We start from the raw sequence: 13,693 nt of genomic DNA, 5'->3' as shown, positions 1-13,693 counted from the left end.
CGATTGAAACCGTATCGCGCCATTGCGACGCGCTACGATAAGCTCAAACGAAATTACGAAAGCATGGTGGCCTTGGCATGCGGCTTTTTATGGCTACCAATGTGAAACGTCAACAGGCCCTAAGGACTGGCATTAACGACTGAGCATTAACGCCTGGGCATCGACGGCTGAGGGCGCAGCGTCTGGGGAGGCTCGGCGCTTTCGCGCACCGCCCGGTACACCGGCTCGACGTAGAGGTGGTTCAGGCAGTTGGTGTGCCCCAGCGGGCACACGCGCTTGAAGCACGGCGAGCACCAAAGCGCCAGGTAGTGGATACGGGCGTTATCGGTCAGCGGCGGCGTGTAGTCGGGCGTTGAGGAGCCGTAGATTGCCTGCACCCGGGTGCCCACCGCGGCGGCCACGTGCATCAGCCCGGAGTCGTTGGTCACTACCTGGGCGCAGTCCGCCAGCAGGTCCACGGCATCGGCAAGCGAGGTGGCCCCGCAAAGGTTGTGAGCATGCGCAAGCCCGCTAACGATGGTCTCCCCGGCCGCGTGGTCCCCGGGGCCGCCGAAGATGCGCACGGCGAAGCCGTCGTCGATTAATCTTCTCGCCAGTTCGTGAAAGTATTCAAGCGGCCACTGCTTGGCCGGCCCAAACTCGGCGCCGGGCATCATGCCGATGGCCGGGCGCGCGGGCAGCCCGTGGCGCTGGCGCAGGCTCGCCTGATTATCAGCGTCGACTTCAAGGCGCGGCGCAGGAATGGCAAAATCGCCCGGCGCCGCTTCAGCGGCGGGCAGCCCCAGGGCGACAAACCGTTTGACCGTCTGGTCGAGCACGCTTTTATCCAGCGACCGGTGCTCGGTTAATAGCCCGTAGCGCTGCTCGCCGAGAAATCCCACCCGCTCGGGGATTCGCGCCAGAAACGGCACCAGCGCTGACTTCCACGAGCGCGGCAGCACGATGGCGCGGTCAAAGTGCCCCTGCATCCGCTGCGCCATTGCGCGCCGCGCCCCCCAGCCGAATTCGCCGTGACCCACGGCGAGCGGCATCACCTCGGTGATCTCGGGCATGCGCGCAAGGATGGGCTCCGACCACGCCGGGGCTACCACGCTGATCGTGGCGTCGGGGTAGCGCTGTTTCAGCGTGATAAACAGGCTTTGCGCCATCACCATATCGCCCACCCAGGACGGCCCGACCACCAGCAGGTGCTCTACCGCTTTAGCCATTCAGCCACTCCAGATAGGCTCTGACGCCTTCAGCGACGGTGTTGAACTCGACGTCGCAGCCGGTCTCGCGCAGGTGTTCGATATCCGCCCGGGTATAGCTCTGGTAGCGGCCCTTGAGCCCGTCGGGGAAGTCGATATAGTCGATCTGCCCCCGGCCGTAAAAGTCGATCACCGCCTCGCCGATGGCCTTGAACGGCTCGGCGCGGCCGGTACCCAGGTTGAAGATGCCCGAGCGCCCGGGATTATCGAGAAACCACAGATTGACGTCGACCACATCGCCGACGTAGACAAAATCCCGGCTCTGCATGCCCGCCTCATAGCCGTCCCAGGCGCCGAACAGCTTGAGGTTGTCGCCGCCGCTGATCTGGGTGTGATGATGGAACGCCACGCTTGCCATCTTGCCCTTGTGCTGCTCGCGCGGGCCGTAGACGTTGAAGTAGCGAAAGCCCACTACCTGGGTGGTAAGCGAATCCCAGCGCGCGCGCACGTGCTGGTCAAACAGCAGTTTGGAGTAGCCGTAGACGTTGAGCGGGCGCTCGAACGCCGGGTCTTCCTTGAACACGCTGCTGCCGCCGTAGGTGGCCGCCGAGGAGGCGTAGAGAAAGGCGACGCCGTAGCGGTCGCAGTAGTCGAGCAGCGTCCGCGAGTAGGCGTAGTTGTTCTCCAGCATGAACTGGCCGTCCCACTCGGTGGTGTCCGAGCAGGCGCCCTCGTGGAAAATCGCCTCGATCCGGGGTAGATCGGTGGGCTCGCCGGCAAGGGCAGCGCGCACGTCGGCGATGAAGGCGTCCTTGTCGCGGTAGTCGGCAAGCGTCAAGTCCGCCAGGTTGACGAACTTGGTGCCGTCGCGCAGGTCGTCCACCACCATGATGTCGGTGCGGCCCCGCGCGTTCAGCGCCTTGACGATATTGGCGCCGATAAACCCGGCACCGCCTGTGACTACGATCATGTTCGCTCCTGCTTGTCTCGTATGCTATTGATGCCGCGCTCTACGCCCCCGGAGCTATCGCAGAACTATCGCAGTTAGAACCGGCAACAGGTCGCCGAGAGGGCGCTATGAATCCATCCCTGGACGCTACCTACGCCATCCTTGGCGTAGAACCCTCTCTTTGACCTGTTACCGACTCTCCTGCGCATATACAGCTGCCATTGCCCTGCGCCCGAAGCGGCACGCGCCTATAACCTGTCTGCCATGAATTGTATACTTGACGCTCTATGAATTCATGGTCAACGGTGCTTCGATGAGTGTTTCAACCAATAGCTCGACACCCGACGTGTCGACGTTCCAGGGACTGATTCTGGCCCTGCAGCAATACTGGGCCGAGCAGGGCTGCGTGGTGCTGCAGCCGCTGGACATGGAAGTGGGCGCGGGCACCTTCCACCCGGCGACGTTTCTGCGCTCCATCGGCCCGGAAAACTGGAACGCTGCCTATGTGCAGCCGTCGCGACGCCCCACCGACGGCCGCTACGGGGAAAACCCCAACCGCCTGCAGCACTACTACCAGTTCCAGGTGGTGATGAAGCCCTCTCCGGCCCACTTCCAGGACCTCTACCTGGGCTCGCTCAGACGCCTGGGGCTCGACCCGCTGGTCCACGACGTGCGCTTTGTCGAAGATAACTGGGAATCGCCCACGCTCGGCGCCTGGGGGTTGGGCTGGGAGGTCTGGCTCAACGGCATGGAAGTCACCCAGTTTACCTACTTCCAGCAGGCCGGCGGCATCGAGTGCTTCCCGGTGACCGGCGAGCTGACCTACGGCCTCGAGCGCATCGCCATGTACCTTCAGGACGTGGACAGCGTCTACGATCTGGTGTGGACGGTCGCCCCGGACGGCAGCCGGGTCACCTACGGCGACGTCTACCTGCAGAACGAGCGCGAGCAGTCCGCCTACAACTTCGAGCACGCCGACGTCGACTACCTGTTCAAGGCCTTCGACCACCAGGAAGGCGAATGCGCCCGCCTGCTCGAGGCCGGCCTGCCGCTGCCCGCCTACGAGCAGGTGCTCAAGGCATCGCACACCTTCAACCTGCTGGACGCCCGCCACGCCGTCTCGGTGACCGAACGCCAGCGCTTCATCCTGCGCGTGCGTACCCTGGCCCGGGACGTGGGTAGCGCCTACTACGCCTCGCGCAAGGCGGCGGGCTTCCCGCTCGCCGCCGAGGCCCTGCGAGACGAGCTGCTCGCTGACGACCAAAGTGTCAACGACAAGGGAGACGCCTGAATGGCCACGGATACGCTGTTACTCGAACTCGGCTGCGAGGAGCTGCCGCCGGTGGCCCTTGACGCGCTCTCCGATGCCTTTGCCGAGGGCATCAAAAACGGCCTGGACGCCGCCGACGTACCCTTTGGCGAGGTTCGCGCCCTGGCCACGCCCCGCCGCCTGGCCGTCCAGGTGAGCGCGCTTGCCGACAAGCAGCCCGACCGCGAAGTCGAGCGCCGCGGCCCCGCCCTCGCCGCCGCCTTCAAGGACGGCGCGCCGACCAAGGCCGCCGAGGGCTTTGCCCGCTCCTGCGGGGTCGGCGTCGATCAGCTCATCGAGCTTGAAACCGCCAAGGGCACCTGGCTTGGCTACCGCGAACAACAGACCGGCGAGAGCGTCGGCGCGCTTTTGCCCGGCATTCTGCACAAGGCCATCAGCGCCCTGCCGGTGCCCAAGTACATGCGCTGGGGCGACACCCGCACCGAGTTCTCCCGCCCGGTGCACTGGCTGGTGGCGCTCTACGGCAGCGAAGTCGTCGCCGCCGAGGCGCTGGGCCTGACCGCCAGCCGCACCACCTACGGCCACCGCTTCCACGCCCCGGACGCCGTTCAGCTGGCCCACGCCGACGACTACCCGAGCACCCTGGAAAACGCCTACGTGCTGGCCGACCGCGAACAGCGCCGGGAGCGCATCCGCGAGCAGGTGCTGGCCGAGGCCGAGATCAACAACGCCATCGCGGTCATCGACGAGGATCTGCTGCGCGAAGTTGCCGGCCTGGTGGAATGGCCGGTGGCGCTCACCGGCAGCTTTGACGAACGCTTCCTCGAGGTGCCGGCGGAGTGCTTGATCTCCTCGATGCAGGCCCACCAGAAGTACTTCCACCTGCTCGACGAACACGGCCGCCTCAAGCCGCTGTTCATCACCGTGGCCAACATCGAAAGCCACGACCCCGACCAGGTGATTGCCGGCAACGAAAAGGTCATCCGCCCGCGGCTGGCCGACGCGGTGTTCTTTTACGACACCGACCGCAGGCGCACCCTGGAAAGCCGCCTGCCGGCGCTTGACGACATGGTCTTCCAGCATCAGCTGGGCACGCTTGCCGACAAGGCCCGGCGCAGCGAAGCCGTCGCCGCCTTTATCGCCGAGCGGATCGGCGGCGACGAGGATCACGCCAGGCGCGCCGCCCGGCTTGCCAAGTGCGACCTGGTCACCGAGATGGTTCAGGAGTTTGCCGAGCTTCAGGGCATCATGGGCCGCTACTACGCCGCCCGGGACGGCGAAGCCGACGAGGTGGCCACCGCGCTTGAGGAGCAGTACCTGCCGCGCTTTGCAAGCGACGCCATTCCGCAAACCGCCGCGGGCAAGGCGGTCGCCCTTGCCGACCGGCTGGATACGCTGACCGGCATCTTCGGCATCGGCGCGCGCCCCACCGGCGCCAAGGACCCCTTCGCCCTGCGCCGGGCGTCCATCGCGGTGATTAATATTCTGGTCCAGGGCGAGCTCGACCTCGACCTGCGCGAGCTGTTGGCCCTGGCCGCCGAGCAGCACAGCGGCCTTCCCCGGGGCGACACGGTGGTCGACGACGTGCTGACCTACATGCTCGACCGCTTCCGCGCCTGGGGGCAGGATCACGGCATCAGCACCGAGATGTACCTCGCCGTGCGCAAGCGCCCGGTAACCCGGCCGCTGGACTTTGCCCGCCGGCTGTACGCCGTTCAGGCCTTCGCCCGGCGCGACGAAGCCGCTGCGCTGGCCGCTGCCAACAAGCGCGTGTCGAACATTCTCGCCAAGCAGGACCACGACGGCTCAACCGAGGTCAATGGCGATCTGCTCGGCGAAGGCGCCGAACAGGCGCTGTTCGAGGCGCTGGGCAACCGCCGGGAAAGCGTAGCCCCGCTGCTGGCCAAGGGCCTCTACATGGAAACCCTGGACGCCCTGGCCACCCTGCGCGAGCCGGTGGACCGCTTCTTCGACCAGGTGATGGTCATGGCCAACGACGACGCCGTGCGCCACAACCGCCTGGCCCTGCTGGCGAGCCTGCAGGCGCTGTTTCTGGAAGTGGCGGATATCGCCGAGCTGCCGCAGTAGCCTGGTGAACGCTTTGTCTCTCTCAAGCCCGGCTTTCGCCGGGCTTTTTGTTTGCTGCCCGAAACTGAAACGGCAGTCACTGGATATATAATGCCCAACGCCGCGGATAGGTCACGAGAGACGCTGTGAATCCATCCCTGGAAGCTACTTACGCCATCCCTGGCGTAAAATCCCTCTTTGACCTATCCCCGGCCGGGCATTATCCACGCTGCTGTGAAAAGTGTTTCACGTGAAACATCTCTGTTCAGGACACCGGAAATACCATGACCGTTACGCCCAATGCCACTTCGTACTCCCCTGACCGCCTGGTGATTCTCGACCGTGACGGCGTGATCAACCGCGACTCCGACGCCTACGTCAAAACCCTGGACGAGTTTGTCGTCTACCCCCAGGCCGTTGACGCTATCGCCCGGCTGACGAAGGCCGGCTACGCCGTGGCCGTGGCCACCAACCAGTCGGGCATTGCCCGAGGCTACTTTACTTCCGCCACCCTCGAGCAAATGCATGCGCGGCTGACCGAGATGGTAAAAAACGCCGGCGGCCGGCTCGACGCCATCGCCTACTGCCCCCACGGCCCGGACGACGGCTGCGACTGCCGCAAGCCGCTGCCGGGCCTTTTGTACCAGGTACGCGATACGCTTGGATTGGCAACGCTTGCCGGCAGCTGGATGGTGGGCGACAGCCTGCGCGACCTGCAGGCCGGCGACGCCGCCGGCGCCCGCCCGGCGCTGGTGCGCACCGGCAAGGGTAAAAACACCGAGGCCAAGGGACAGCACGCCGAGGATACGCCGGCGTTTGATGACCTCGCAGCCTTTGTCGACTGGCTGCTGGGGTGACAGCAGGCAGGCTATCGCCGCCTGAATTGAGTCATTGCTGCGCGACTCACGATGACAGTAGCGGGAAAAGGGCATACGCCCACTATGGGTCATGGCGAACGCAGTGAAGCAATCTCGAGGTTGGTTGCCGCTCGCGGCGTAAGAGATCGCCACGTCGCTTACGCTCCTCGCGATGACGATAGCGGGAGGCGAGCACCACACTCCCTACGTCGTAGCGAACGAAGCACGCCACCCACTACGGTCATGGCGAGCGCAGCGAAGCTATCTCGGGGTTTCTTTACCGTGCCCCCCGCAGCTGCGAGATCGCCACGTCGCTTACGCTCCTCGCGATGACGGTAGCGAGAAAAGGGCATACGCCCACTATGAGTCATTGCGAACGCAGTGAAGCAATCTCGAGGTTGGTTGCCGTTCGCAACGTAGGAGATCGCCACGTCGCTTACGCTCCTCGCGATGACAATAGCGGGTGGGCAGCGAGCGCCTTACCTACTACCGGTCATAGCGAGCGCAGCGAAGCTATCTCGGGGTTTCTTGCTACTGGCACAGCAGGAGATCGCCACGTCGCTTACGCTCCTCGCGATGACAATAGCGGGTGAGCAGCGAGCGCCTTACCTACTACCGGTCATAGCGAGCGCAGCGAAGCTATCTCGGGGTTGGTTGCCGCTCGCGGCGTAAGAGATCGCCACGTCGCTTACGCTCCTCGCGATGACGGTAGCGGGAGGCGAGTACCACACTCCCTACGTCGTAGCGAACGAAGCACGCCACCCACTACGGTCATGGCGAGCGCAGCGAAGCTATCTCGGGGTTTCTTGCTACTGGCACAGCAGGAGATCGCCACGCTTCGCTCGCGATGACTCGTAGAGGGTGTGTGCGCGATGCCATAAAAAAAGCGCCGCTGGCTATGTGCCGGCGGCGCTGCTTTTCCTTTCACCGGGTATGTTTCACGTGAAACATGCCCGTTTTTGCTTCAGCACAGTCAGATATCGATGTTGGCCGCCAGGGCGTTGGACTGGATGAAGTCTCGTCGGGGCTCGACCTCGTCGCCCATCAGGGTGTTGAACATCATGTCCGCGGCGATGGCGTCCTCGATGCTCACGCGCAGCATGCGGCGGCTGTCCGGATCCATGGTGGTTTCCCACAGCTGCTCGGGGTTCATTTCCCCCAGGCCCTTGTAGCGCTGCACCGAGAGGCCGCGCTGGCCTTCCTGCATCAGCCAGGCGAGCACCTCGGAAAAGCTCGAGACCGTTTTCTTGCGCTCGCCCCGGGTGATGTAGGCGCCCTCTTCCAGCAGCCCCGAGAGCGTCTCGCCAAGCGCCGTCATCGCTCGGTAGTCGGCGCTTTCGAAGAAGTCCAGCCCCCACATATAGCTGTTGGTCACGCCGTGGGCCACCAGGGATACCGCCGGCAGGTGAAGCCCGCGCTCCTCGTCTTCGTGAAGGTAGAAATAGTAGCGCGGCCCGCCTTCGTAGGCGGCCTTGTCGTCCATGATCTGCTGCAGCTCGTCGATCCAGTTCTGCATGGTCACGCGGTCTTTCAGGCTGGATTCGCCGGAAAGCGCCGACGTCTGCACCATCTGCTCGAGCACGGTGTACGGGTAGATCCGCGACAGGCGCTCGATGCGGCGCATCACGCCGCGGTACTGGGTGACCAGCGCTTCCAACTGCGAGCCGCCGATCCCCGGCGCGTCGGCGTTGACGTAGAGCTGGGCGCCGTCAAGCGCCGTGCTGGTCAGGTAGTCGACCATCGCCTGCTCGTCTTTCAGGTAGAGCTCCTGCTTGCCGCGCTTGACCTTGTAAAGCGGCGGCTGGGCGATGAAGACGTGACCGCGCTCGATGAGCTCGGGCATCTGGCGGAAGAAAAACGTCAGCAGCAGCGTGCGGATGTGCGAGCCGTCGACGTCGGCGTCGGTCATGATGATGATCGAGTGGTAGCGCAGCTTGTCCGGGTTGAACTCTTCGCGGCCGATGCCGCAGCCCAGGGCGGTGATCAGCGTGCCCACCTCGGCGGACGAGAGCATCTTGTCGAAGCGCGCCTTCTCCACGTTGAGTATCTTGCCCTTGAGCGGAAGGATCGCCTGGATGCGCCGGTCGCGCCCCTGCTTGGCGCTGCCGCCGGCGGAGTCGCCCTCGACCAGGTAGAGCTCGGAAAGGCTGGGGTCCTTTTCCTGGCAGTCGGCGAGCTTGCCGGGCAGCCCGGCGATATCCAGCGCGCCCTTGCGCCGGGTCATGTCCCGGGCCTTGCGCGCCGCCTCCCGGGCGCGGGCAGCGTCGAGCATCTTGTTGACGATGGCCTTGGCCTCGTTGGGCTTCTCGACCAGATAGTCGGCCAGCAGCCGCCCCATTTCCTGCTCGACGGCGGTCTTGACTTCGCTGGAAACCAGCTTTTCCTTGGTCTGGGAAGAGAACTTGGGGTCCGGCACCTTCACCGACACAATCGCCGTCAGCCCTTCCCGGGCGTCGTCGCCGGCGGTGCTGACCTTGGCTTTTTTCAGCAGCCCTTCGGCCTCGATGTAGTGGTTGAGCGTGCGCGTCAGCGAGGCGCGAAAGCCGGCCATGTGGGTGCCGCCGTCGCGCTGGGGAATGTTGTTGGTGTAGCAGTGGATGTTCTCGTTGAAGGTGTCGCTCCACTGCATGGCCACTTCTACCTCGATGCCGTCGTCGCGCGCGGAGGTAAAGTGAAACACCGGGTTCAATACCGTCTTGTTGGTGTTGAGGTGCTCGACGAACGCCCGCAGGCCGCCTTCGTAGCGGAACAGCTCTTCCTTGCCGCTGCGCTCGTCCATCAGGCGAATGGCCACACCGGAGTTGAGGAAGGACAGCTCGCGCAGGCGCTTGGCGAGAATATCGTAGTGGAACTCGATATTGGCGAAGGTATCCGTCGAGGGGCGAAAATGCACCCGGGTACCGCTTTTTTCCGTGGTGCCGACCACGCCAAGGGGCGCTCTCGGCACGCCGTGGTTGTACACCTGCTCGAACACGTCACCCTGGCGCCAAACGGTCAGCCGCAGCTCCTCAGACAGCGCGTTGACCACGGAGATACCCACGCCGTGCAGCCCGCCCGAGACCTTGTAGGAGTTGTCGTCGAACTTGCCGCCGGCGTGGAGCACCGTCATGATCACCTCGGCGGCAGAGACGCCCTCTTCCTGGTGAATCTCGGTGGGAATGCCGCGGCCGTTGTCGCTGACGGTGACCGATTCGTCCGGGTGGATGACGACGCGGATTTCGCTGCAGTAGCCCGCCAGCGCCTCATCGATGGAGTTATCCACCAGCTCGAACACCATGTGGTGCAGCCCGGTGCCGTCGTCGGTATCACCGATGTACATGCCCGGACGCTTGCGCACCGCGTCCAGCCCCTTGAGCACCTTGATGCTTGATGAATCGTAAGCCTGCTCGCTCATTGACCACTCCGTCGTGAAGTCTGTCTTGTTCCGTGTCGCCTACCCTTCCACCAGCCGGCCCGATGCCGGCTGTCCCGGCTCTTCCCGGTCGACATGTTTCACGTGAAACATCTTGATCGCCGTGTCGGGGAGCCAGCGGTTCTGCAAGGCACCCGGTTCAACGCTGGTAATAAATGCCTGGCACTGCATGGACTCCAGCAGCTCGCAGAAGCGCTGCTGGTACCTGCCGTCCAGCTCGGCAGGCAGGTCATCGATCAGATAGACGCAGTGCCTGACTGCCGTGCCAGGTGCTGAAATGCTTTCCAAAAGCCGGCCCTGGGCAAGCTTGAGCGCGCTTACCACCAGCTTTTGCTGGCCTCGGGAAAGCACTTCGATCGCCGGTTTTTTATGCATCCGGATACGCAGGTCCGCCCGCTGGGGGCCCTGCTGGGTAAAGCCCATCTGCGCGTCGGTAGCGCGCCCGGCGTGCAGCGCTTCCGCCAGCGGGCGCTTTCTATCCCACCCCCGGGCGTAGTGCAGGGTTAACCCCTCGAGGGGCATCAGCGCCTTGAGCGTCTCCTCGAAGACCGGCAAAAAGGCGCTGAACCATTCCTGGCGCAGCCGATCCACCGTTTCGCCGCGGCTAGCCAGCTCCTGCTCCCAAACGTCCAGCTGGGTGGCATCCAGCCTCCCTTCCATTCTACCACGCCTGAGAAGGGCATTCCGATGTTTCAGCGCCCGGCGGGCGCCCTTCCAGGCGGTCAAAAACTCATGTTTCACGTGAAACACTCCCCAGTCGAGAAACTCCCGCCGCCCCGATGGGGAGCCTTCCAGCAGGCGAAAGGCATCGGGGTTGATCAGCTGCAGCGGCAGCGCCTCGACCAGCTCGGCCAGGCGCGCGTGGCGCTCGCCGCGCAGGCGCAGCTCGAGTTCGCGCTCGCCCCGGATCCGGCGCACGCCCAGGGTAGTGCCGGCGGCGCCCTGCTCGCCGGCCAGGCGACCAAAGAGGGTGAATTCGCCGGCGTCGTGCTGGATGACGTTTTTCAGCTGGCGGGTGCGGAAGGAGCGCCCCATGCCCAGAATATGAATGCCTTCCAGCAGGCTGGTCTTGCCGCTGCCGTTGGCCCCGGTGATGACGTTGATCCCGGCGGCGGGCGCGAAGGACAGCGGCTGGAGGTTACGCAGCCCGTGGAAGTTCAGCTGTTCGATACTCATCCGGGCACCGCGGTGGCAGACAGAAGGAAACGGCGCACCGCGGCTGGCGATGCGCCGTTCGGGCAAGTGCCCTGTTCTCATGGAGTAAAACGTCCGGCAAGAAAGCGCTGAGCCCCTGCTCTCCCTGGTATGAAGCGGGCTTATCACCCTTGCCAGGTGGGGTCGGGCATGGCCGGGAAGCGCGGCGGGTGGGCCTCCATGTAGGCATGGCAGGCCCGCAGCACGCGGATATCGTCGTATTTACCGCCGGCCAGCTGAAAGCCCACCGGCATGCCGTTCGAGGTAAAGCCGCAGGGCACCGAGGCAGCCGGCTGCTGGCTCAGGTTGAACGGGTAGGAGAACGGCGCCCATTCTTCCCAGTCGCGCATACCGCTTCCCGGCGGCACTTCGTGATTGATCGCGAACGGCTCGATGGGCACTGACGGCGTCATCAGCAGGTGATAGGACTGGTTGAAGTGCTCGAGCTCCAGGGTCAGCCGCGCGCGGTCGGCCTGGGCGCGGAACAGGTCCACCGCGCTCCAGCCTTCGGCATGCCGGGCGTTGGCCAGCAGGCCGGGGTCCAGCTGCGCGCGCTGCTTTTCGTCGCACTGGCTCCAGAGCTCGAGCGAGGCGGTGAACCACAGCCGGCGGAAGATGTCGATCGGGGAGGCAAACCCCGGATCAATTTCAACGATCTCGGCGCCCAGCGCTTCGAGCCTTTCCGCCGCTTCGCGCACGCGCTCGGCAATCTGCGGGTCCACCTGGGCGTAGCCCAGATCCGCCGAGTAGGCGATGCGCAGGCCGCGCAGATCCGTGTTTAGATCCACGCCCCAGTCGTCGGGCTGGCCGCGCACGGCGTAGGGGTCGCTGAAGTCGTAGCGGCCGATGACGTTGAGCATGCGCGCGGCGTCGGGCACGTTGCGGGTCAGCGGGCCGATGTGGGAAAGCGTGGGTTCCTTGGCCGGCGGCCACTGGGGCGTCCAGCCGAAGGTGGGCTTGAAGCCGAAGACGCCGGTAAAGGCCGCGGGAATGCGGATGGAGCCGCCGGAATCCCCGCCCTGGTGCAGCACGCCCATGTTGAGCGCCGCCGCCGTTGCCGCCCCGCCGGAAGAGCCGCCGGGGGTCAGCCGGGTATCCCAGGGGTTGGCCGTGGCGCCGTAAACGCGGTTATCGGTGACCGCCTTCCAGCCGAACTCGGGGCTGTTGGTTTTCCCCAGCAGTACAGCACCCGCCTCGCGCAGCCTGCGCGCCGGCGGGGCGTCCTTTTCACAGAGGCTGTCCGGCACGGTCAGCGAGCCTTCCCGGGCGGGCATGCCGGCCACTTCGGTGAGATCCTTGAGCGACACCGGCACGCCGTCGACGGGGCCTGCGGGGTTGCCCTGGCCCCAGCGCCTGGCGGAGGCGTGGGCGGCGTGCCTGGCGCCTTCGTGGTCGACGTAAACGTAGGCGTTGACGCTGTCGTTGAAGCGCTCGATGCGCTCGAGCGCCGCCTCGGTGGCTTCAACGGGGGACGCCTTGCCGGCCTTGAACAGCGCGACCAGCTGGCCGGCGTCCATCATCCCCAGGTCCGTTTCGCTCATGTTGGGCCCCTCTTCGCAGGAAGATTCGTGGGAAGAAAAACATCGCTCTTTTCTATTACAGTCGCATTGGCATAATTACGTAAAGAGAATCGCCGCCGCCAGGCTCTTCCAGCAGCGCGCTGCTGTTGGGGTCGGCCAGGGTCATCTGCACGCGGTCTTCGCCGAGCACGCTCATCACGTCGATAAGGTAGCCGACGTTGAAGCCCATCTCCATGGCCGGGCCGTCGTACTCCACCGCGATGCTTTCCTCGGCCTCTTCCTGCTCGGGGTTGTTGGCCATCACCTTGAGGTTGCCGGCTTCGAGATACAGCCGCACGCCGCGGTATTTCTCGTTGGAGAGGATCGCCGTGCGCGACAGCACCTGGCGCAGCTCGGCGCGCTCGGCGAGCATCACCTTGTCGCCGCCGCGGGGTATCACCCGCTCGTAGTCGGGGAACTTGCCGTCGATTAGCTTCGAGGTGAAGGTGAAGTCGCCGGTGTGGGCGCGCACGTGGGTCGGCCCCAGGGTGAGGCTAACCGGCTCGTCGCTGTCGTCGAGCAGCCGGGAGAGCTCGAGAATGCCCTTGCGCGGCACGATCAGCTTCTGCGCCTCGTCGACGTTGACTTCAAGCTCCCGGGAGCACATGGCCAGCCGGTGGCCGTCGGTGGCCACGGCGCGCAGCAGTCCGCTCTGCATTTCCAGCAGCATGCCGTTCAAGTAGTAGCGCACGTCCTGCTGGGCCATGGCAAAGGCCGTGGCGTCCATCAGGCGCTTGAGCGTTCCCCGGGGGATGCTCAGCTCCTGGCTGGCCTCGGTGTCCTCGATGCCGGGAAACTCGGCGGCGGGCAGCGCGGCAAGCGTAAACCGCGAGCGGCCGCTGACCAGCAGCACGCGGCTGTCTTCCACGGACAGCTGAAGCTCGGCCTGCTCGGGCAGCGACTTGCAGATATCCATCAGCTTGCGCGCCGGTACGGTAATCGCCCCCGGCTGCTCCACGGCGCTGGCCACGGTGCGGCCGATGAGTTCGACCTCGAGGTCGCTACCGGTCAGGGCGACCTGGTCGCCGTCTATCTCTATCAGCACGTTGGAGAGCACCGGCAGCGTCTGGCGGCGCTCTACCACGCCTGCCACCAGCGTCAGCGGCCGCAGCAGCGCTTCTCGGGAAATGGAAAATTTCATCAAGGCTCCGGGTTTTGACTTGAGAATGTTGACTTGAGGGTGTCGGCTTGAAGGCTT

At 65.0% G+C, this 13,693-nt stretch carries 9 protein-coding genes and 1 pseudogene; 4 read left to right on the top strand and 6 right to left on the bottom strand.

Annotated features, from left to right (window positions below; all coding sequences use genetic code 11):
• A pseudogene (locus tag RS027_RS04975) lies at positions 1-105 on the top strand (IS5/IS1182 family transposase); the annotation flags it as partial.
• Between the two features lie 41 nt (positions 106-146).
• Here the strand turns inward: RS027_RS04975 and waaF are convergent.
• Both waaF and rfaD read right to left on the bottom strand, forming a co-directional pair.
• Positions 147-1,208: a lipopolysaccharide heptosyltransferase II gene (waaF, locus tag RS027_RS04970; protein WP_311954822.1), complete on the bottom strand. Its 1,062-nt coding sequence runs from the start codon at positions 1,206-1,208 to the stop codon at positions 147-149.
• A complete protein-coding gene (gene rfaD / locus RS027_RS04965) occupies positions 1,201-2,157 on the bottom strand; it encodes an ADP-glyceromanno-heptose 6-epimerase (protein WP_311954821.1) in 957 nt (318 codons plus the stop codon). The genes waaF and rfaD overlap by 8 nt, the downstream gene beginning before the upstream one ends.
• Positions 2,158-2,449: 292 nt before the next feature.
• Between rfaD and glyQ the strand changes: the two genes are divergently transcribed.
• The 3 genes from glyQ (at position 2,450) to gmhB (ending at position 6,330) form a co-directional block, all read left to right on the top strand.
• On the top strand, positions 2,450-3,427 hold the full coding sequence (gene glyQ, locus RS027_RS04960; protein ID WP_311954820.1) for a glycine--tRNA ligase subunit alpha: 978 nt from the start codon (positions 2,450-2,452) through the stop codon (positions 3,425-3,427).
• A complete protein-coding gene (glyS, locus tag RS027_RS04955) occupies positions 3,428-5,494 on the top strand; it encodes a glycine--tRNA ligase subunit beta (protein ID WP_311954819.1) in 2,067 nt (688 codons plus the stop codon). It abuts the gene before it with no gap.
• 263 nt (positions 5,495-5,757) lie between these two features.
• On the top strand, positions 5,758-6,330 hold the full coding sequence (gene gmhB / locus RS027_RS04950; RefSeq protein WP_311954818.1) for a D-glycero-beta-D-manno-heptose 1,7-bisphosphate 7-phosphatase: 573 nt from the start codon (positions 5,758-5,760) through the stop codon (positions 6,328-6,330).
• A gap of 973 nt (positions 6,331-7,303) precedes the next feature.
• Here gmhB and gyrB read toward each other — a convergent pair.
• The 4 genes from gyrB to dnaN form a co-directional block, all read right to left on the bottom strand.
• Positions 7,304-9,724: a DNA topoisomerase (ATP-hydrolyzing) subunit B gene (gyrB, locus tag RS027_RS04945; protein WP_311954817.1), complete on the bottom strand. Its 2,421-nt coding sequence runs from the start codon at positions 9,722-9,724 to the stop codon at positions 7,304-7,306.
• Positions 9,725-9,763: 39 nt separating this feature from the next.
• Entirely contained in the window at positions 9,764-10,918 is a 1,155-nt protein-coding gene (recF, locus tag RS027_RS04940; RefSeq protein ID WP_311954816.1) for a DNA replication/repair protein RecF, read from the bottom strand.
• A 143-nt stretch (positions 10,919-11,061) separates the two neighbouring features.
• Positions 11,062-12,477 (bottom strand): amidase, encoded by a 1,416-nt coding sequence (locus tag RS027_RS04935; protein WP_311954815.1) that lies wholly within the window; start codon positions 12,475-12,477, stop codon positions 11,062-11,064.
• Between the two features lie 55 nt (positions 12,478-12,532).
• Positions 12,533-13,636, bottom strand: coding sequence for a DNA polymerase III subunit beta (gene dnaN / locus RS027_RS04930; protein WP_311954814.1), 1,104 nt, complete (start codon positions 13,634-13,636; stop codon positions 12,533-12,535).
• Positions 13,637-13,693: the final 57 nt, after the last annotated feature.

This window comes from Halomonas garicola, assembly GCF_031935715.1.
GTDB classification, from domain to species: domain Bacteria; phylum Pseudomonadota; class Gammaproteobacteria; order Pseudomonadales; family Halomonadaceae; genus Vreelandella; species Vreelandella garicola.
The sequence above is the reverse complement of the archived record's forward strand: the minus strand, read 5'-3'. Positions and strand labels throughout refer to the sequence as shown.